15 protein-coding genes are annotated in these 17,051 nt (G+C 72.6%); 9 read left to right on the top strand and 6 right to left on the bottom strand.

Going from position 1 to position 17,051, the window contains the following annotated elements; translation table 11 throughout:
- Positions 1-102: 102 nt before the first annotated feature.
- Positions 103-1,218 (bottom strand): endonuclease/exonuclease/phosphatase family protein, encoded by a 1,116-nt coding sequence (locus ACZ43N_RS31445; protein ID WP_468102439.1) that lies wholly within the window; start codon positions 1,216-1,218, stop codon positions 103-105.
- Positions 1,219-1,440: 222 nt separating this feature from the next.
- On the opposite strand from ACZ43N_RS31445, the gene ACZ43N_RS31440 reads away from it, so the two are divergent.
- The 3 genes from ACZ43N_RS31440 to ACZ43N_RS31430 all read left to right on the top strand — a co-directional run bounded on the left by ACZ43N_RS31440 (position 1,441) and on the right by ACZ43N_RS31430 (position 4,142).
- Positions 1,441-2,439 (top strand): DUF4394 domain-containing protein, encoded by a 999-nt coding sequence (locus ACZ43N_RS31440; RefSeq protein WP_468102438.1) that lies wholly within the window; start codon positions 1,441-1,443, stop codon positions 2,437-2,439.
- A gap of 78 nt (positions 2,440-2,517) precedes the next feature.
- Positions 2,518-3,528, top strand: coding sequence for an aldo/keto reductase (locus tag ACZ43N_RS31435; RefSeq protein WP_468102437.1), 1,011 nt, complete (start codon positions 2,518-2,520; stop codon positions 3,526-3,528).
- 26 nt (positions 3,529-3,554) lie between these two features.
- Positions 3,555-4,142: a TetR/AcrR family transcriptional regulator gene (locus tag ACZ43N_RS31430; protein WP_468102436.1), complete on the top strand. Its 588-nt coding sequence runs from the start codon at positions 3,555-3,557 to the stop codon at positions 4,140-4,142.
- Between the two features lie 301 nt (positions 4,143-4,443).
- Here the strand turns inward: ACZ43N_RS31430 and ACZ43N_RS31425 are convergent, their stop codons facing one another.
- The gene (locus ACZ43N_RS31425) at positions 4,444-4,902 is read right to left on the bottom strand and encodes a VOC family protein (RefSeq protein WP_468102435.1); all 459 of its coding nucleotides are present in this window, start codon (positions 4,900-4,902) and stop codon (positions 4,444-4,446) included.
- A 21-nt stretch (positions 4,903-4,923) separates the two neighbouring features.
- Here ACZ43N_RS31425 and ACZ43N_RS31420 point away from each other — a divergent pair, with 21 nt between their 5' ends.
- Together ACZ43N_RS31420 and ACZ43N_RS31415 are read left to right on the top strand one after the other, a co-directional pair.
- Positions 4,924-5,601: a CGNR zinc finger domain-containing protein gene (locus ACZ43N_RS31420; protein WP_468102434.1), complete on the top strand. Its 678-nt coding sequence runs from the start codon at positions 4,924-4,926 to the stop codon at positions 5,599-5,601.
- Between the two features lie 4 nt (positions 5,602-5,605).
- Positions 5,606-6,004 carry an SRPBCC domain-containing protein gene (locus tag ACZ43N_RS31415; protein WP_468102433.1) on the top strand — a complete coding sequence of 133 codons (399 nt, stop codon included), beginning with the start codon at positions 5,606-5,608 and terminating at the stop codon, positions 6,002-6,004.
- A gap of 13 nt (positions 6,005-6,017) precedes the next feature.
- Here ACZ43N_RS31415 and ACZ43N_RS31410 read toward each other — a convergent pair whose 3' ends face one another.
- On the bottom strand, positions 6,018-6,224 hold the full coding sequence (locus ACZ43N_RS31410) for a hypothetical protein (RefSeq protein WP_468102432.1): 207 nt from the start codon (positions 6,222-6,224) through the stop codon (positions 6,018-6,020).
- Between the two features lie 303 nt (positions 6,225-6,527).
- Between ACZ43N_RS31410 and ACZ43N_RS31405 the strand changes: the two genes are divergently transcribed.
- Positions 6,528-7,562 (top strand): helix-turn-helix domain-containing protein, encoded by a 1,035-nt coding sequence (locus ACZ43N_RS31405; protein ID WP_468102431.1) that lies wholly within the window; start codon positions 6,528-6,530, stop codon positions 7,560-7,562.
- 5 nt (positions 7,563-7,567) lie between these two features.
- Here ACZ43N_RS31405 and ACZ43N_RS31400 read toward each other — a convergent pair whose 3' ends face one another.
- Entirely contained in the window at positions 7,568-9,013 is a 1,446-nt protein-coding gene (locus ACZ43N_RS31400; protein WP_468102430.1) for an MFS transporter, read from the bottom strand.
- Positions 9,014-9,201: 188 nt separating this feature from the next.
- Here ACZ43N_RS31400 and dusB point away from each other — a divergent pair, with 188 nt between their 5' ends.
- Together dusB and ACZ43N_RS31390 are read left to right on the top strand one after the other, a co-directional pair.
- Complete coding sequence (gene dusB / locus ACZ43N_RS31395; protein WP_468102429.1) at positions 9,202-10,422, top strand: tRNA dihydrouridine synthase DusB; 1,221 nt, start codon at positions 9,202-9,204, stop codon at positions 10,420-10,422.
- A 247-nt stretch (positions 10,423-10,669) separates the two neighbouring features.
- Complete coding sequence (locus tag ACZ43N_RS31390) at positions 10,670-11,746, top strand: polysaccharide pyruvyl transferase family protein (protein WP_468102428.1); 1,077 nt, start codon at positions 10,670-10,672, stop codon at positions 11,744-11,746.
- Between the two features lie 36 nt (positions 11,747-11,782).
- Here the strand turns inward: ACZ43N_RS31390 and ACZ43N_RS31385 are convergent, their stop codons facing one another.
- Together ACZ43N_RS31385 and ACZ43N_RS31380 are read right to left on the bottom strand one after the other, a co-directional pair.
- Positions 11,783-13,723, bottom strand: coding sequence for an amylo-alpha-1,6-glucosidase (locus ACZ43N_RS31385; RefSeq protein WP_468102427.1), 1,941 nt, complete (start codon positions 13,721-13,723; stop codon positions 11,783-11,785).
- Positions 13,720-15,204, bottom strand: coding sequence for an MGH1-like glycoside hydrolase domain-containing protein (locus ACZ43N_RS31380; RefSeq protein WP_468102426.1), 1,485 nt, complete (start codon positions 15,202-15,204; stop codon positions 13,720-13,722). The genes ACZ43N_RS31385 and ACZ43N_RS31380 overlap by 4 nt, the downstream gene beginning before the upstream one ends.
- Positions 15,205-15,433: 229 nt before the next feature.
- Between ACZ43N_RS31380 and ACZ43N_RS31375 the strand changes: the two genes are divergently transcribed.
- A complete protein-coding gene (locus ACZ43N_RS31375; protein ID WP_468102425.1) occupies positions 15,434-16,633 on the top strand; it encodes an ROK family transcriptional regulator in 1,200 nt (399 codons plus the stop codon).
- Positions 16,634-17,051 lie beyond the last annotated feature (418 nt).

Below are 17,051 nucleotides of genomic sequence, written 5' to 3'. Positions count from 1 at the left end.
CCCGGCCTGTGTTGTCGGCCGGCCGCGGGTTCGTTCGCGGCCGGCCGCGCAGTTCCCCGCGCCCCTGCACCGGGGCCGGGGACTGTTTCGTTTTGCGGCGCCCTAAAGGTTCAGATCCGCGAACAGGGCCGCGTGGTCCGAGGCCTGGTCGATCTTCGAGGTGACCGTGGTGAAGGACGGGAAGGTCCTGGGGGCCCAGATGCCCCGGCGTTCCACGCCCACATGGGTCACCGTGTACCACAGGTCGGGGGAGAGCAGGAGGTAGTCGAGCTTCTGCTCGTCGCGTTTGCCGGTGCCATGGGTGCCCGGCAGGACCCCGTCGTAGCTGTCGTGGGTCATCGCCTCGCGGAGGCCGGTGTCGAGGAGGAGCTTGACGGGGGCGCTGTCGAGTGAGTCGTTGAGGTCGCCGGCGACGACGACGCGGGGCGAACGGCTCAGCGCCGCCTCGTAGATCTCCTTGACGCGCCGGGCCTGTGCCTTGCGACGTTCGTCGTTCTCGGCGGCACGGCCGAAGCCCTTGCTCTTGAAGTGGTTGCCGAGGATCCACAGGGGCTCGCCCGGGACCTCGATCTCGAACTCGGGGCAGTCCCGGCTGAACACCGGCTGCCCGGACTCGCCCGGGTCGAAGATGTGCGACCGCACGGACGTGATCGGGAAGCGGCTGAGGATGCCCACGTCGATGCCCCGGCTGTCGTTGCCGTCGACCAGCAGGTTGAACGGATAGGGGCGGTTGCCCAGCGCCGCGCCGAGGACCTGGGAGTTGAAGCGGTCCAGGGTGATGCGGTCCTCCACCTCGACGGTGAGCAGGATGTCCGCGTCGACCTCCGCCATCACCCGGGCGGTGTTCTCCACGGCCTGCCAGCTGAGGTCGCCGCGTACCATCTCGGCCCAACCCGCCCACTTCGAACGGCCCTTGGCGACGATCCGGATGTCGGAGCCACCCGGCCGGCCGACCGTGAACAACTTGGCGCCGCCCCGTGGCTGGTTGATGAGGAACGGACGGTCACCGCCCTCGGTCGAGTCGTGTGCGCCGTGCCTCACGATCAGTTCGGCGATCCGCTCCTTGTCCGCCTCCTGGTAGATGTCCTTGTCGAGGAGGGCGACCAGTTCGCTGAAGTCGTCCAGGATCTCCTTGCGTCGCTCGGGATCCTGAAGGCCGAACACCTTGGGTCGGCGGAAGAGGTTCTCGGCGTTGAAGGTGGCGATACGGATGGTCATGCGCCCTCCAGGGAGCCGCGCGGCCGGCGGGGCGCCGTGACCGCGCCCCGACCCTTCGCATTGTCCGAGAGCGGACGAACCGTGTCCAACGGAACGTCAGGACGACTTCCGTAGTTCCCGGAAATTTCCCGTACGCCGCACCCATCCCTGTCCGTCCCCGCTCCGAAGGGAAGGGCATGAGGCCCGCAGGGGGCGGGCCGCGCATCTTCCACGGGGGCGCACATGCGCAAGCAGGCAGTCATCGGCGTACTCACCATGGCCGTCGCGATCGGCACGGTCGGCGCGGTCGGATCGGGGGTGCTGGATGGATCGTCACCGGCGTCCGGGGCGTCCATGTCCGAGGCGTCGATCTCCGAGGCGTCGATGTCCGGGTCGGCGACTGACGCGGCCGGTGCCGGCAGTGGTGCCGGTGTCGAGGCCAAGGGCGGTGTCCCGGCCGGCGGGGCGCGGGTCCCGAGCGGGCTGAAGGCCATCGGGCTCACCGCCGACCAGCGGCTCGTCGTCTTCCGCGTCGACAACCCCGGTGCCGCCGTCCCGCTCGGCAGGGTCGGCGGCCTCAAGGGCGACACGAAGCTCGTCGGCATCGACTACCGCGTCCAGGACAACAAGCTGTACGGCGTCGGGGACAGGGGCGGCATCTACACGCTGCGTGAGGCGGGCGCCAGGGCCACCAAGGTCTCGCAGCTCTCGGTGGCACTCCGGGGCCGCTCGTACGGCGTCGACTTCAACCCGGCGGCCAACCGGCTCCGGGTGATCAGCGACACCGGGCAGAACCTCCGCCACAATCTCGACGACCTGCAAGGCGCCCCGGCCGCCGGGACGACCGCCGTCGACGGCACCCTCATCAACCCGCCGGTCCCGCCCGCCACCGGCGGCGCGACCGCGCGGGGGGTGACCGGGGTGGCGTACACCAACAACGACCTGGACGCCGGCACCGCCACCACGCTCTTCGACCTCGACACCGCGCTGGACCGGATCTCCGTGCAGTCCCCGGCCAACGCGGGGAACCTCGCGCCCACCGGCGGGCTCGGCGTCGACGTGCCGCCGACCGCCGGGTTCGACATCTACGGCTCCGGCCGGAACGGGGTGAACGCGGGGTACGCGGTCACCGGGTCGCGGGTGTTCGGCGTGAACCTGCTGACCGGGAAGGCGAGCGCGCTGGGGAGCTTCCCGAAGGCGAGGCAGGTGATCGATCTGGCGATACCGCTGCGGCAGGGCTGACGGCGGCCCTGAGAATCGAGTGACAGATGACAGCTGACAGATATTGAAATCTGTCAGCTGTCATGTCAGGGTGGTGGCATGACGACGCCAATGCGCACCCTCGGAACCACCGGCCCCCAGGTCTCCGCCCTCGGTCTCGGCTGCATGGGCATGTCCGCGCTGTACGGCGGGGCCGACCGGGCCGAGTCCATCGCCACCATCCATGCGGCCCTCGAAGCCGGGGTGACCCTGCTCGACACCGGCGACTTCTACGGAATGGGCCACAACGAGCTGCTGATCGGCGAGGCCCTGCGCGCCGCACCGGCCGCGCACCGGGAACAGGCGCTGCTCAGCGTCAAGTTCGGGGCCCTGCGCGACCCGGACGGCGGCTGGGCCGGCTACGACGGCCGGCCTGCCGCCGTGAAGAACTTCGCCGCGTACTCGCTCCAGCGCCTCGGCACGGACCACATCGACATCTACCGGATCGCCCGCGTCGACCCCGACGTCCCGATCGAGGAGACGGTCGGCGCGATCGCCGAACTGGTGGAGAAGGGGTACGTGCGGCACATCGGTCTCAGCGAGGTCGGCGCGGAGACCATCCGCCGTGCCGCGGCCACCGCCCCGATCACCGACCTGCAGATCGAGTACTCCCTCATCTCGCGCGGCATCGAGGACGACATCCTGCCGACCGCCCGCGAACTGGGCATTGCCGTCACGGCGTACGGGGTGCTCTCCCGCGGTCTGATCTCCGGCCACTTCACCCGTGACCGGCAGCTGGCGGCGGGCGACTTCCGGGCCTTCTCGCCCCGCTTCCAGGGCGACAACCTCCGGCACAACCTGGATCTGGTCGAGGCGCTGCGGAAGATCGCCGAGCAGAAGGGCGTGACTGTCGCGCAGATCGCGATCGCCTGGGTCCTCTCACGCGGCGAGGACATCGTCCCGCTGGTGGGCGCCCGCCGCCGGGACAGGCTGGCCGAGGCGCTGGCCGCGCTGGAGGTGCGGCTGGATGCGGCCGACCTCGCGGCGATCGAGGAGGCCGTCCCGGCCGGCGCGGCGGTGGGCGACCGTTACCCGGCGGCCCAGATGGCACACCTCGACAGCGAGCGCTGAACCCCGCTCCGGGTACGGTTCCGGATATGGCGCCGACCACCGAGACCCTGACCCCCGAGCGCATCCTCGAAGCGACCGAGGAAGTACTGCGCCGCCACGGCCCGGCCAAGGCCACCGTGGTCGACGTCGCCCGCGCGCTCGGCGTCAGCCATGGCAGCGTCTACCGCCACTTCCGTACGAAGGCGGCGCTGCGGGAGGCGGTCACCAAGCGGTGGCTGGACCGTACGTCCGCGTCCCTGACCGGCGTCGCCGCCGAGGACCGCGACCCGGAGGCCCGGCTGCGCGACTGGCTCGCCGCGCTCTTCACGGCCAAGCGGCGCAAGGCGGGCGACGACCCCGAGCTGTTCGCCACCTACCAGGTACTGACCGGTGAGAACGTCGAGGCCGTCGGCGCCCACATCACCGACCTGACCGGCCAGCTGGCCCGGATCATCCGCGACGGGGCGGACACCGGCGCCTTCGCCGCCACCGACCCGACGGTCACCGCCCGCGCCGTCTTCCACGCCACCGCCCGCTTCCACGACCCCGGCTACGCCCAGGAGTGGGGACGGCCGGACATCGACGCCGAGTTCGAGGCCGTCGTGGACCTGGTGGTCCGGGGCCTGCGGGCCTGAGCCGCGAGGCGCGCACGGCGCACGGCGCTCGGCGTCAGGTGCCAGGTGCCAGGTGCCAGGTGCCAGGCTCGCTGTTCGGTGCTCGGCGTGCGCGTTCCTCCCTGCCAGTGCTGTGACCGGAAAGGTGTGCCGGACAGCTCGCGGCGTCCGGTGCCGGCGGCACCTCGCACGCCGTTCAGGCAGTGGGGGAGCATCGCAAGGCGGAGTATCACCCGCGTACGGGATGTACGCGGGTGCTGCGACAACGCGGCGAGGTGCCGTGCCGGGCGCCGCGAGCCGGTGAACCTTTCCGGTCACAGCACTAGGCGACGCAGAACTCGTTGCCCTCCGGGTCGTGCATCACCCACCAGTGACCCGCCGGGCCCTTGTTCACCTCGTGCAGCCGGGTCGCGCCCAGGTTCTCCAGCCGGGCCACGAGCTCGTCCAGGCCTCCGGGTTCGGCGTGGACGTCGATGTGGAGGCGGTTCTTCACCGTCTTCGGCTCGGGGACGTCCTGGAAGAGGAGGCGGCGGCCCCGGCCGATGCCGGTGAAGGGGTCGTACGGGTCGTCGGGGTGGCGGACGGCTGCGTAGCCGCGGAAGACGGTGTGGCCGTCGTGCTCGCCGACGGCCTCCTCCGGGAGGTCGCCCGTGGAGCGGAGATGGGCGATCAGCGCGCTCGGGTCCTCCACCTCGTAGCCCAGCGCGGCGGCCCAGAAATCGGCCAGGTGCTGGGCGTCCCCCGTGTCGATGACCAGTTTCCAGCTCAGTGCGGCAGTCATGTAACCGGTTATAGTGGTTACATGCCCTCGCCGTCCACAGCAGCCACGCCGGAAGGGTCCCCTGAGGGGCCGGGAATCCGCCTGCGGTCGTACACCGGCCATGAATTCCGGTTCGATCCGGGCGCCCTCTGCCTGGAACTCCTCGTCACCGGCGGCCCCGGCGCCCTCACCCGCTACGAGGTGCTGCACACCCCCGAGGACCTGGCCGCCTGGGTCGGACGGTCCCGGCTCACGCCCACCCCCTCGACCCTGGAACTCACCGACGCCGACGTGGAGCACATCCGGCGGCTGCGCGACGCCCTGCTGCGCACCGTGGTGTCCCGCCTCCATGAAGGCGGGCTGCCCCAGTTGGACATCCCGGCGGCCGACCCGGCCGACCTGCACGTCATCAACGACGCGGCCGCCTGGCCGTCGCTCGCCCCCGCCATCGGCGAGGGCGGCGCCCGGTGCTGGTCGCCCCACCCGGCGAGCGGGACCCGGCTCGCCTCCACCGTCGCCCGCGACGCCGTCGACCTGCTCACCGGGCCCCACGCGGACCGCATACGCATGTGCTCCGGAGAGCGCTGCTACCTGATCTACGTCGACACCTCGCGGCCCGGCCGCCGCCGCTGGTGCTCCATGGAGCACTGCGGCAACCGCAGCAAGGTACGCGCCCACCGCGCGCGCCGCACGGCAGAGCCCGACCCGAACGAGGAGTGATCCCATGGCGACAACCGGACTCACCCAGGACGCGGGATGGGAGATCGGCGTCTCCCGCACCCTCTCCGAACCGCCCTCCGTCGTCTGGGAGTTCATCAGCGGGCCGCGAGGGCTGGAGCTGTGGCTCGGGGCCGGGGCGCGGCTCACCCCCGAGCGCGGCGCCCCGTACACCACCGACGCGGGGGCCGGCGGCGAGGTGCGCGGGTACCGACCCGGCGACCGCATCCGGGTGACGTACGGCGACACGACCGTCCAGGTCACCGTCTCGCCCGCCGCCGGCGGCAGGGCCGTCCTCCGCTTCCATCAGGAGCGGATGGCGAGCGCCGAGGAACGTGAGCGGCGCAGGGCGCACTGGCAGCGGGTGATGGACCGGGTCGCCGAAGCCCTCGACGAACCGGCCTGACCTCCCGGCCGGTTCAGGAGCCCGTGGGGTCCACCGTCGCCTGGTGGGCCTCGGCGAGGTGCTCCTCGGCCTTCAGCCACGGCAGGAACTGCGCACCCTTGCGCCAGCCGCAGGTGTCGCATCGGATCGTGCGCTGCACCCCGGAGCGCTGGACCCGCACCACATGCTGCCGCCCGTGCTGGTCCCAGCGGCTCACCTTGCTCGAGTTGATCTCCGACATGACCTCTCCAGCCGACACTTCGAGGGTCGTCGGCTTTTCACCGACCGCTGCCCGTGAGGAGTGTGCAGCAAGACCAACATCAACAGGGCGCTTCCGGCCATGAGTTGTCCCACCCCTCGCGCCGAACCGCGCGCGACGCCCAGCGCGGGCACCGTCCCGCCGGCCGGTCGGCGGGCGGGGGCCGGCGGACCCGCGTCCTCCGCACGCGATGCCGCTGCGATCCCCGAGTGACGGCCGCGCGGGTACCGCGTGCGAGGATGACGGCTGTTTTGAGACAGGCAGGGCGGCGGAGATTGGGACGCGATGATCGGGACGGTGTTCCGTAGCGAGGACGTGCCGGCGGACGACAGGTTCGACCACTGGCGGGAGATGGTCGGCCGGATGCGCTCGCCCAGCGACATCATCAGCGCTCACACCGCCGACTTCTGGGCGGAGTTCCGGCTGATGGAGCTGGGCCCGGTGACCGTGTGGCCCACCTCGTTCCTGCCGACACGCTACCGGCGCAGCCAGCGGATGGTGCGCCAGTCCGACCCCGAGCTGTACCACCTGTCGCTGCTGCTGGACGGCGAGCTGACCCTCGATCACGCCGGACGCAACGGCACGTTCGGCGCGTTCGACCTGCACCTCGCCGACAGTTCGCAGCCGTACGACCTCCGGCCGACGGACGACCTGCGGCCCGCGCCCGTGCGGGGCGTGGGCGTCGACTTCCCCAAGGCGCTGCTGCCGCTCCCGCCGGACCGCGTGGAGGAGTTGCTGGGCCGCGGCATACCGGGCCGGGAGGGCATCGCCGCCCTGCTGACGGACTTCCTGCTCGGCCTGGAACGGCAGGCCGACACCCTCAGCCCGTCCGACGCGCCTCGCCTCGGCACGGTCGTCCTCGACCTGGTGTCCGCCGTACTGGGCCAGGCGCTGGACGCGGAGGCCGCGCTGCCGCCGGAGACCCGCCAGGAGGCCCTCGCCCGGCGCATCACCGCGTTCATCCGGCAGAACCTGCACGACCCGGAGCTGACGCCGCCGGTGATCGCCGCCGCGCACCACATCTCCGTCAGCTATCTGCACCGTGTCTTCCAGCAGCACACCCGGGGCGAGACGGTCGCTGCCTGGATCCGCGGCCGCCGCCTGGAAGGCGCCCACCGCGACCTCGCCGACCGCTCCCTGCGCACCACGCCGGTCCACGTCATCGCCGCCCGCTGGGGCTATCCCCGCGCCTCCGACTTCACCCGCGCCTTCCGCGCCGCGTACGGCGTCCCGCCCACGGAGTACCGCCAGGAGGCGCTGGCCGACCGGAACCAGGCCCTGTCGTTTGGATCCCGCCTGGGCAGAGACAAGGCACCGTAGCCCGCCTACGACCCGACGCCCGCCGCGTCCCGTACCTCCGCCGACTCCAGCCGGGCGGCCGTCCGCTCGGCCGTGCCGCGGGCCCAGGTGCCGGTGGTCAGGGCGCCCAGGGCCAGTACGGCGAAGCCGCACGCGGCGACGATCCACCACGCGGGGCGGGCCGCCGAGCCGAACGACTCGGCGTACGAGGACGCCCCCACGCCCGCCGCCAGCACCGCCCCGATCACGGCGACGCCCAGGGTCTGGCCGATCTGCCGGCTGGTGGAGGCGACGGCGGCGGCGACACCGGCCTGGGCGCGGGGCATGCCGGAGACCGCCGTGTTGGTGATGGGCGCGTTGACGAAGCCGAAGCCGATGCCGAAGAGGACGTACCCGATGACCAGGGTGACGTTCGCCGTCTCGGCCTGGAACGCGGCGAAGAGCACCCCGCTCGCGGTCATCGTCACTCCCGCGACGAGCAACGGCAGCCGAGGACCCCGGTTGCCGACCAGCCGCCCGGCGACCGGCGCGCACACGAAGCACAGGAAGGCCATCGGGAGCATCCACAGCCCGGCGTGCAGGGCGTCCAGCCCGCGTACGTTCTGCAGGTACAGCGTCGACAGGAACAGGAAACCGCCGAGCGCCGCGAACGCGCTGACCGCGATCACGGTCGCCCCACTGAACGGAGCCGAGCGGAAGAAGCGCAGGTCGATGAGGGGTTCGTCACGGCGGGGCTCGTAGCGGAGCAGGCCGAGCAGCGCGGCGAGGGCCGCACCGCCGAAGGCCAGGGTCCGCCCAGCGGGCGCGGTCGGCGCCTCGATGATCGCGTACGTCAGCGAACCGAGCAGCGCGATGACGAGGAGCTGTCCCACGGGGTCGGGGCGGCGGGCCTTGGGCGCGCGGGACTCAGGGACGAACCGCCAGGTCAGCGCGAGGGCGGCGAGACCGACCGGGAGATTGATCCAGAAGATCGAGCGCCAGCCGACCGATTCCACCAGGACACCGCCGATGATCGGCCCGGCCGCCATCGAGATGCCGACCACCGCGCCCCACACCCCGATCGCCCGGGCGCGCTCACGCGGGGCGGTGAACGTGTTGGTGATGATCGACATCGCGACCGGGTTGAGCATCGAACCGCCGACCGCCTGCACCATCCGGAACACCACGAGCGCGTCGAGGTTCGGGGCGAGGGAGCAGAGCAGCGAGCCGAGGCCGAAGACGACGAGCCCCGCCATGAAGACCCGCTTGCGTCCGATCCGGTCCGCCATGGAGCCCGCCAGCATCAGCAGCGAGGCCAGGACCAGGGTGTACGCGTCGATCGTCCACTGGAGACCGGCGACGCTCGCGTCCAGGTCGCGCTGCAGGGTGGGCAGGGCGACGTTGAGGACGGTGTTGTCCAGGCTCACGATCAGGAGACTGGTGCAGCAGATCGCGAGCACCAGCAGATGGTGGCGACGGCTGAGCTCGGGCATGTACTCCATCGTACGCCCAAGTCGATAGTGCGCCTAACTAATGAATGGGGTGTCCGTCGAAGCCCCGTCCCGAGGAGGCCTCGTCCCGAGGCCGCCATCGGCCCCGTCCCGAGGCCGCCATCGGCCCCGTCCCGAGGCCGCCATCGGCCCCGGGACGGGGCTCTGGCGGCGTGCGGGACAATGGGGGAATGCCCACGCCCTCGACCCCCGCCTCGACCACGGCCGCCGCGCCGCTGCAGATCGGCCCGCACACCGTCACCCCGCCCGTCGTCCTGGCCCCCATGGCCGGGATCACGAACGCGCCCTTCCGTACCCTGTGCCGGGGCTTCAGCGGCGGCAAGGGGCTCTTCGTCAGCGAGATGATCACGACGAGGGCGCTGGTCGAGCGCAACGAGAAGACCATGCAGCTGATCCACTTCGACGCGACCGAGAAGCCGCGCTCGATCCAGCTGTACGGCGTGGACCCGGTGACCGTCGGCAAGGCCGTCCGCATGATCGCGGAGGAGGACCTCGCCGACCACATCGACCTGAACTTCGGCTGCCCCGTCCCCAAGGTCACCCGCAAGGGCGGCGGCTCCGCCCTCCCGTACAAGCGGAACCTGCTGCGCGCGATCCTCCGGGAGGCCGTCGGCGGTGCCGGCGACCTTCCGGTCACCATGAAGATGCGCAAGGGCATCGACGACGACCACATCACCTACCTCGACGCCGGCCGTATCGCCGTCGAGGAGGGCGTCACCGCCATCGCCCTGCACGGCCGCACCGCCGCCCAGCACTACGGCGGCACGGCGGACTGGGACGCCATCGCCCGGCTGAAGGAGCACGTCCCCGAGATCCCCGTCCTCGGCAACGGCGACATCTGGTCGGCCGAGGACGCGCTGCGCATGGTCCGCCAGACCGGCTGCGACGGCGTGGTCGTGGGGCGCGGCTGCCTGGGCCGGCCGTGGCTGTTCGCGGACCTGGTGGCGGCCTTCGAGGGCCGTACGCAGGACATCGCGCGTCCGTCGCTGCGCGAGGTGGCCGACGTCATGGTCCGGCACGCCACCCTCCTCGGCGAGTGGATCGAGAAGGGTGGGGCGGCCCAAAGGGCCACCGTTGAGGGTGGTGGCGGGAGACGGGCGGGCGAGTCCAAGGGGGTCGTCGACTTCCGCAAGCACGTGGCCTGGTACCTCAAGGGCTTCGCCGTCGGCTCCGAGATGCGCAAACGGCTCGCCGTCACCTCGTCCCTCGCCGAACTCCGCGCGGGACTCGACGAGCTGGACCTGGACCAGCCGTGGCCGGCCGGCGCCGACGGTCCCCGCGGCCGCACCTCCGGAAACAACCGCGTCGTCCTCCCCGACGGCTGGCTCAGGGACCCCTATGACTGCGCGGGCGTCGGCGAGGAAGCCGAACTCGACACGTCCGGCGGCTGACCGAGCCGTACCGCGCTCCCGGCCGCTGCCCGCAACTGGACACGAATGAGGGCCTGTTGCCCTGTTTCGCCGGTGTTCCGGTCGTTGTGCGGCCGGTTTCCGTCATCTCGGAATGAGTGGGGAAATGTCCGGGTAGCGCGTTTCGGTGTGCGGAGCGAACGAGGCATCGAAGAGGACGACGAAGAGGCCCACCCGTCGGACCGCGCGGAAGCCGGCGGCACGGCCGAGCCGCCCCTCCCCGCCTCCCGTGCCGTCCCCGCCCCCGCCGGCCTACGTCCCGCACTGCTCCCACCATGTCTCCTACCTCCTGACCGTCCTGGACCGGCTCGTGCCCGTCGGCACCCGGTGCGCGGTCATCGGCGCCCCGCTCACCTCCAACGTCGGCGACAGCGCGGTCTGGCTCGGCCAGCGGGCCCTGCTCGGCGCGCTCGGGGCGGAGGTGCGCTACGCCTGCGACCTCATGTCGTACGACGCCGCGCACCTCACGGCGTGTGTGCCGGAGGGGCCGATCATGCTGACGGGCGGCGGCACCCTCGGTGATCTCCGGAAGGACAGCCAGCTGCTGCGGGAGCGGGTGCTGCGCGACTTCCCCGACCGTCGGATCCTCCAGCTGCCCCAGTCCGCCCACTTCACGGACCACGCCGGCCTCACCCGCGCCCGGCGGGTCTTCGACGCCCACCCCGACCTCACGCTGCTGCTGCGCGACCGGCGGAGCCTGCACCGCTGCCGCACCGTCTTCGAGGCGCCCGCGCTGCTCGTCCCCGACCTCGCCGTAGCGGTGCCCCCGGACGCGCTGACCGGCGGCGCGGCCAGCCATGACGTCGTCTGGCTGGCCCGGGAGGACAAGGAGTCCGGGCAGGGTTCGCCGGCCGGGCGGGGCACGGCCGGCGGACGGAGCGGCGGCCCGTACGTCGTCGACTGGACCCACGAGACCGCGGACGCCAAGTGGCGGCAGGCGAAGGAGACCCTGTGGCGGTGCCGGGCCCGCGCCCTGTGCCGGGCCTCCTCGGGCGACCCGGCGGGAGCCGTACCCGGTCTCCTCGCCGCCTACGACGGCCTCGCCCGCCTTCAACTCGCGCGCGGCTGCCGCCTGCTGACGTCCGGCCGGGTCGCCGTCACCGACCGCCTCCACGGCCATGTCCTCGGCCTCCTCCTCGCCCTCCCGCACGTCCTCGTCCCCGACCGCTACGGCAGGATCCGCAGCTACTGGGACACCTGGACCGCCCACGGGCCCCCGACGGCGCCGGGAGCGACGGTGGCATGGGCGGGCACGGAGGCGGAGGCGAGGGAGACAGCGGGAAGGCTGCTGGCGGACCTGCCCTGAGGCGCGGCGCGCCAGGGGCGCCCCCGGGGGCCGGCCCTACGCACCCCCGACCGCGGTCAGCAGCGCCAGCGGAGCCGCCGCCGAGCGGGACTCCCGCACACACGCGTGCGGGTACGGCACCGGCTCGGGGTGGGTGTCCCTGCCGTACCCGGCGAGCACCTCCGGCAGCCGGTGCCCCATGGCCGTGGCCGCGTCCACCAGGCCGCCCGCGACCGTGCGGGCCTCGTCGTGCAGCCCGTACCGGGCCAGACCCAGGGTGATCAGCGCGTTGTCGTGCGGCCAGACGGAACCCCGGTGGTACGACAGCGGATGGAACGCGGGCTGCCCCGCGGCCAGGGTCCGCACGCCCCACCCGGAGAAGAAGTCGGGTTCGAGCAGCCGCCGGCCGACCGTCTTTCCGTACTCCTTGTCCAGCAGCCCCGACCACAGCAGATGCCCCGCGTCGGAGGCGAGCGCGTCCGTCCGGCGCCCCTCGCTGTCCAGTGCCAGCGCCGGGAAGTCGTGTTCGGGCATCCAGAAGTCCCGCTGGAAACGGTCGCGGAGATCACCGGCGGCCTGTTCGAGGAGGGCCGCGTAGACCTCGTCCTCCCAGACCGTACGGGCCAGCGCGGCGGTCCGGCGCAGCGCGTCGTACGCGTAGCCCTGGGCGCCCGCCGCCATCACCGGCCCGGCGGGCGGGCGGCTGCCGTCGGCGGAGCAGATGGCTCCGGGGGAGTCCTTCCAGTTCTGGTTGGCGAGGCCGCCCTGGTCCGCACGGTAGACGAGGTAGCCGCGGGAGGTGAGGCCGCCGTGGTCCAGCATCCAGCCGACCGCGGCCCGGGCGTGGGACTCCAGCCGACGGGCCAGGGTGACGTCACCGGTCTGCTCCACATACGCCCCGAGCAGGACGAGGAACAGCGGCGTGGCGTCGACCGAGCCGTAGTAGCGGCCGTACGGCACCTGCCCGAAGTGGGCCAGCTCGCCGTGCCGTACCTCGTGGACGATCTTGCCTGGCTGGGCGATGGCGTCCACGCCGATCTCGGCGGCCTGGGTGGCGGCGAGGGCGAGGAGCGTGGCGGCGGCCGGTTCCGGGCGGTAGGGCAGGGTGAACAGCGAGGTCAGCAGGGCGTCGCGGCCGAGGAGGGCGAGGAACCAGGGCGCTCCGGCGGCGGGCACCCGCAGGTTCTCGCCGTCCGGGCCGGTCGCGGGCACCTGGAGCGCGGCGAGATCGGCGAGGCCGCGTGCACAGGCGGCGGCCAGCTCGGGCCAGCCGGTCGGGAAGGCGACACCCGCCATGAACTCGCCCTCCGCGGCGAGGACCTGGTGCGTCACGGCGGCCGGGGAGGCCGGCACCCGCAGGGGGCGCCGGTCGCCGTGCGGCCTGGCCATCACCCGCAGGATCAGTTCCACGGAGCCGTGCGGCTCCAGGTCCAGGGCCCAGACGAGGCGTCGCGCGCCCGTTCCCGTCTCCTCCACGGCGTCCGGCGCGGGCTCGGCCGTGACCGTCGTGCAGGACCGCCACTCACCGCGCCGGTAGCTGAACTCCACCCCGTCGTCGAGAACCTCACGCCCCCTCACGGCACCGGTCTTGGCGTACGTACGGAAGTCGGAGCGCAGCTCGAACTGGTCGGTGAAGTCCGCGTCCACGGTGAGCGCGATCCGGACCGTCGTCGGCACCGGACGGTTGCTGGTGACGCCGAGCGACTCGACGAACGAGCTGTCGGCGACGGCCTGTTCCCGGAAGAGCGTGTACGCGGGCGGCTCCTGGCGACCGCCCCGGGGGACGAGCACACACCGCGCGGAGTCGCCGTCGCCCACCGGAGTGAGCGTCTCGGGGACCGCGCCGTCGACGGTGAGCTGCCACCGGCTCAGATGCCGGGCGTCCCGTACGAACAACCCGTCCGGGGAGCTGCCGCCCCGCCGCCCGCTGATGTCGCCGCTGTCGCCCACGGCGGCGAACGTCCCGCCGCGCACGAGCAGATGATGCCGGTCCGTCATCCCCGGTCCCCTCCCTGGTCACTCATGTCGCACGTGTCGAATCCGGCGTGGTCGTGGTGCTGGTCGCCGGCGTGGTCCGGTCCGTCGCCGCTTCGGAGACCGTGGTCGTCCTGGTGCAGCAGATCGAGGGCGAGCGCGGCGGTCCAGCTGAAGCCGAGGGCGCCGCACGGCTCGCCGGTGTACGGGTCGACGTACTCGGCGAACCCGGACGCGCCCGCGGTCTCCAGCAGCGCCGTCCGCAGGGCGTCCGCCCGCCCCAGCTCCCCGTGGATCCTGAGCCCTCGCTCCAGCATCCAGTTGGTGTTGAACCAGGCGGGGCCCCGCCAGTACCGGTGCGGATCGAACGCCTCACCCCTGAGGTCGTACGACGGCACGAGCCGGGTCGTGTCCCCGAGTCCGAAGTGCGGCCCGTGCACCGTCCGCACGAGGGCGGCGACGATCTCACGGGGGAGGCCGGGGAGGAGCAGGGGGAGCAGACCGGAGACGCCGCGCTCGGGAACGAGGGCGTCATCGATGACGTCCCGGCAGAAGAACATCCCCTGCGCCGGATCCCACAGCCGTTCCACCAGGGCGGCCGTCAGCCGCTCGGCGCGGGCGTCGCGTGCCGTGCCGGTCGCCCCCAACTCCGCGGCGATACGGGCGAGGGCGTGCTCGGAGGCGATGAGGAGGGCGTTGAAGGCGGGGTCCTCGACGGCGAACCCGCTCCGTCCGTCGGCGTACCCCCCGTCCCGGTAGTCCGTCGCCAGCCGCACGTACCGCCCGTAGTCCAGATCCGTCGGACGGTCCCCGGCCGCGCCGTGGTCCAGGTCGGCGCGGCGGAACGAGCGGGCCGGGGCCGGGGCCACCCGGGACAGGGGCGCGTCCCAGGCGGGGCTGTTGTCCATGCCCTGCTCCCAGGGGTGGACGACCGAGGCCAGCCCGCCGCCGCCCAGGTCCCGGCGGTGCAGCAGATAGCGGTGCCAGGCCGCGAGCCGCGGATACACCCGGGGCAGGAAGCCGCGCGCCCGGGAGAGCCCCGGGTCCGAGCGGTGCACCAGCCACGCGGCCAGCGCGTGCACCGGCGGCTGCACGATGCCGGAGGTCTCGGTGGTGCGCGGGGCGCCCGCAGCGCGCCCCGCGGTCGAGGAGCGCCAGAAGTCGGGGCTCGGGAAGTACGCCTCCAGCGGTACCGAGGGGTTGAAGACGATGTGCGGGATCCGTCCGTCCCCCCACTGCGCGTCGAGCAGCGTCTCCAGCTCGGTCTGCGCCCGCAGCGGCGACAGATGGCGCAGCCCGATCGCGATGAACGCCGAGTCCCACGACCACTGGTGCGGATACAGCCGGCGGGACGGCACCGTGGACGTCCCCGTCCAGTTGCCCTCCAGCACCTCGGCCGCCCCGCGGTGCAGGGATCCGGGCGGGCCGCCCGGATCGTATACAGCGCCATCACGGCGGACGCCCGTGCCTGGTCGGCGGGCGGTGAGCTGGGTTGTGCGGTCCACTCAGGGCTCCCCGAGGACAAGGTGCCGACCGGTTCGGCAGTGGCTACCGTAGGGTTACGCCTATTTAACACGCAAAACTCAATATGTAATGCAGAGTTGGTGAACGCAAGAGGGTGAGCGGCAGAGGTCGAGCGGAACGGTGCGCGCACGATCCCCTGAGGGGCGCGCCGCCCGCCCCCGATGCCGGGGATGATCGTGTGAGTGACCGCGCGAACGGGAGGTAGTGAAGGTGGGTAGTCACGCCGGTGCAGGAGACCTGCTGGAGTTGGTCCGCAGCGGCCGGGCCACCACCCGCGGCGCGCTCCAGCAGGCCACGGGCCTGTCCCGGGCCACCGTCGGCCAGCGTCTGGACCGGCTCTTCCGCGCGGGCTGGCTCCGCGAGGGCGCCGGCGGCCCGGTCGGCTCGCCGCTCGGCGGACGCCCTTCCATCACCCTGGAGTTCGACGACGAGCACGCGGTCGTCCTCGCCGCAGACCTCGACACCCGTCACGCCCGCGCCGCCGTCCTCTCCCTCACCGGCGAGTTGCAGGCCGAGCACACCGGCACGCTCGTCATCGAGGACGGCCCCGAGGCCGTCCTGGACGAACTGGGGCGCTGGTTCGCCGAACTGCTGGAGAAGGCGGGGCAGTCGGCCGGCGCGGTCTGCGGCATCGGGCTCGCCGTCCCCGGCCCGGTGGACACGGACACCGGCCGGGTGGTGCAGCCGCCGATCATGCCCGGCTGGGACGGCTACGACATACGCGGCCGGCTGGCCCGCGCCTTCACCGACCACGCGGCCGGCCCCGCCGGTGTCCCGGTCCTCGTCGACAACGACGCCAACCTCATGGCGTACGGCGAACAGCGCACGGGATACCCGGACTGCTCGGCGTTCGCGCTGGTCAAGGTGTCCACGGGTATCGGCGCCGGCGTGGTGGTCGGCGGCTCGATCTACCGGGGCGTCGACGGCGGCGCCGGCGACATCGGCCACATCCGGGTGCCCGGCGGCGCGGACGCGCTGTGCAAGTGCGGGTCCTACGGCTGTCTGGCGGCGGTCGCGAGCGGCGGTGCCGTCGCGCGGCGGCTGAGCGAGGCCGGGGTTCCGGCGGCCTCCGGCTCGGACGTGCGCGATCTGCTGGTCGCCGGGCACCCGGGGGCGACCGCGCTGGCGCGGGAGGCGGGCCGGGCCGTGGGGGACGTGCTGGCGACGGTCGTGACCCTGCTGAACCCCGGCGTGCTGATGATCGCCGGAGACCTGGCCGGAACTCCCTTCCTCACGGGCGTGCGCGAACTCCTCTACCAACGGGCGCTGCCCCGCTCCACGGCCCACCTGGACGTGGTCACTTCCCGGCTGGGTGAGCGGGCGGGTCTGATCGGGGCGGGCGCCCAGGTCGTCGAGTACCTGTACGCGCCCGAGCGGGTCGAGCAGCGGCTGGCGGCGCTGGGGGTGTGACAGGTGGGTCCGCCGGGGGTCTGATGCAAGGGTCCCGCCGGACGCCGGGGGTCTGATGCAAGGGTTCCGCCGGACGCCGGAGGTCTGATGCCAAGGGTTCCGCCGGACGCCGGGGGTCTGATGCAAGGGTTCCGCCGGACGCCGGAGGTCTGATGCCAAGGGTTCCGCCGGACGCCGGAGGTCTGATGCAAGGGTTCCGCCGGACGCCGGAGGTCTGATGCCAAGGGTTCCGCCGCGGGTGTGATGGGCGGGGTTGCCGGGGGTGTGACAGGCGGGTTTCCATCCCGTGCGACGGTCCGGATAGTGAAATCCCGGCTTCTGTGAATGCGTGATTCTCGCCACCCCTGATAAGGGTTGCGCTCAGATGAGCGGATCTTGGGTGGTTCTGGGTATTCAAAGGGTGGCACTCAGTGCCACA

It is taken from the genome of Streptomyces sp. NPDC030814 (assembly GCF_055572155.1).
The sequence above is the reverse complement of the archived record's forward strand: the minus strand, read 5'-3'. Positions and strand labels throughout refer to the sequence as shown.

Bases quoted from the DNA above. Each gene is read 5' to 3' on its own strand.
- ACZ43N_RS31445 (WP_468102439.1), bottom strand. From the start codon at position 1,218: ATGACCATCCGTATCGCCACCTTCAACGCCGAGAACCTCTTCCGCCGA.
- ACZ43N_RS31440 (WP_468102438.1), top strand. From the start codon at position 1,441: ATGCGCAAGCAGGCAGTCATCGGCGTACTCACCATGGCCGTCGCGATC.
- ACZ43N_RS31435 (WP_468102437.1), top strand. From the start codon at position 2,518: ATGACGACGCCAATGCGCACCCTCGGAACCACCGGCCCCCAGGTCTCC.
- ACZ43N_RS31430 (WP_468102436.1), top strand. From the start codon at position 3,555: ATGGCGCCGACCACCGAGACCCTGACCCCCGAGCGCATCCTCGAAGCG.
- ACZ43N_RS31425 (WP_468102435.1), bottom strand. From the start codon at position 4,902: ATGACTGCCGCACTGAGCTGGAAACTGGTCATCGACACGGGGGACGCC.
- ACZ43N_RS31420 (WP_468102434.1), top strand. From the start codon at position 4,924: ATGCCCTCGCCGTCCACAGCAGCCACGCCGGAAGGGTCCCCTGAGGGG.
- ACZ43N_RS31415 (WP_468102433.1), top strand. From the start codon at position 5,606: ATGGCGACAACCGGACTCACCCAGGACGCGGGATGGGAGATCGGCGTC.
- ACZ43N_RS31410 (WP_468102432.1), bottom strand. From the start codon at position 6,224: ATGTCGGAGATCAACTCGAGCAAGGTGAGCCGCTGGGACCAGCACGGG.
- ACZ43N_RS31405 (WP_468102431.1), top strand. From the start codon at position 6,528: ATGATCGGGACGGTGTTCCGTAGCGAGGACGTGCCGGCGGACGACAGG.
- ACZ43N_RS31400 (WP_468102430.1), bottom strand. From the start codon at position 9,013: ATGCCCGAGCTCAGCCGTCGCCACCATCTGCTGGTGCTCGCGATCTGC.
- dusB (WP_468102429.1), top strand. From the start codon at position 9,202: ATGCCCACGCCCTCGACCCCCGCCTCGACCACGGCCGCCGCGCCGCTG.
- ACZ43N_RS31385 (WP_468102427.1), bottom strand. From the start codon at position 13,723: ATGACGGACCGGCATCATCTGCTCGTGCGCGGCGGGACGTTCGCCGCC.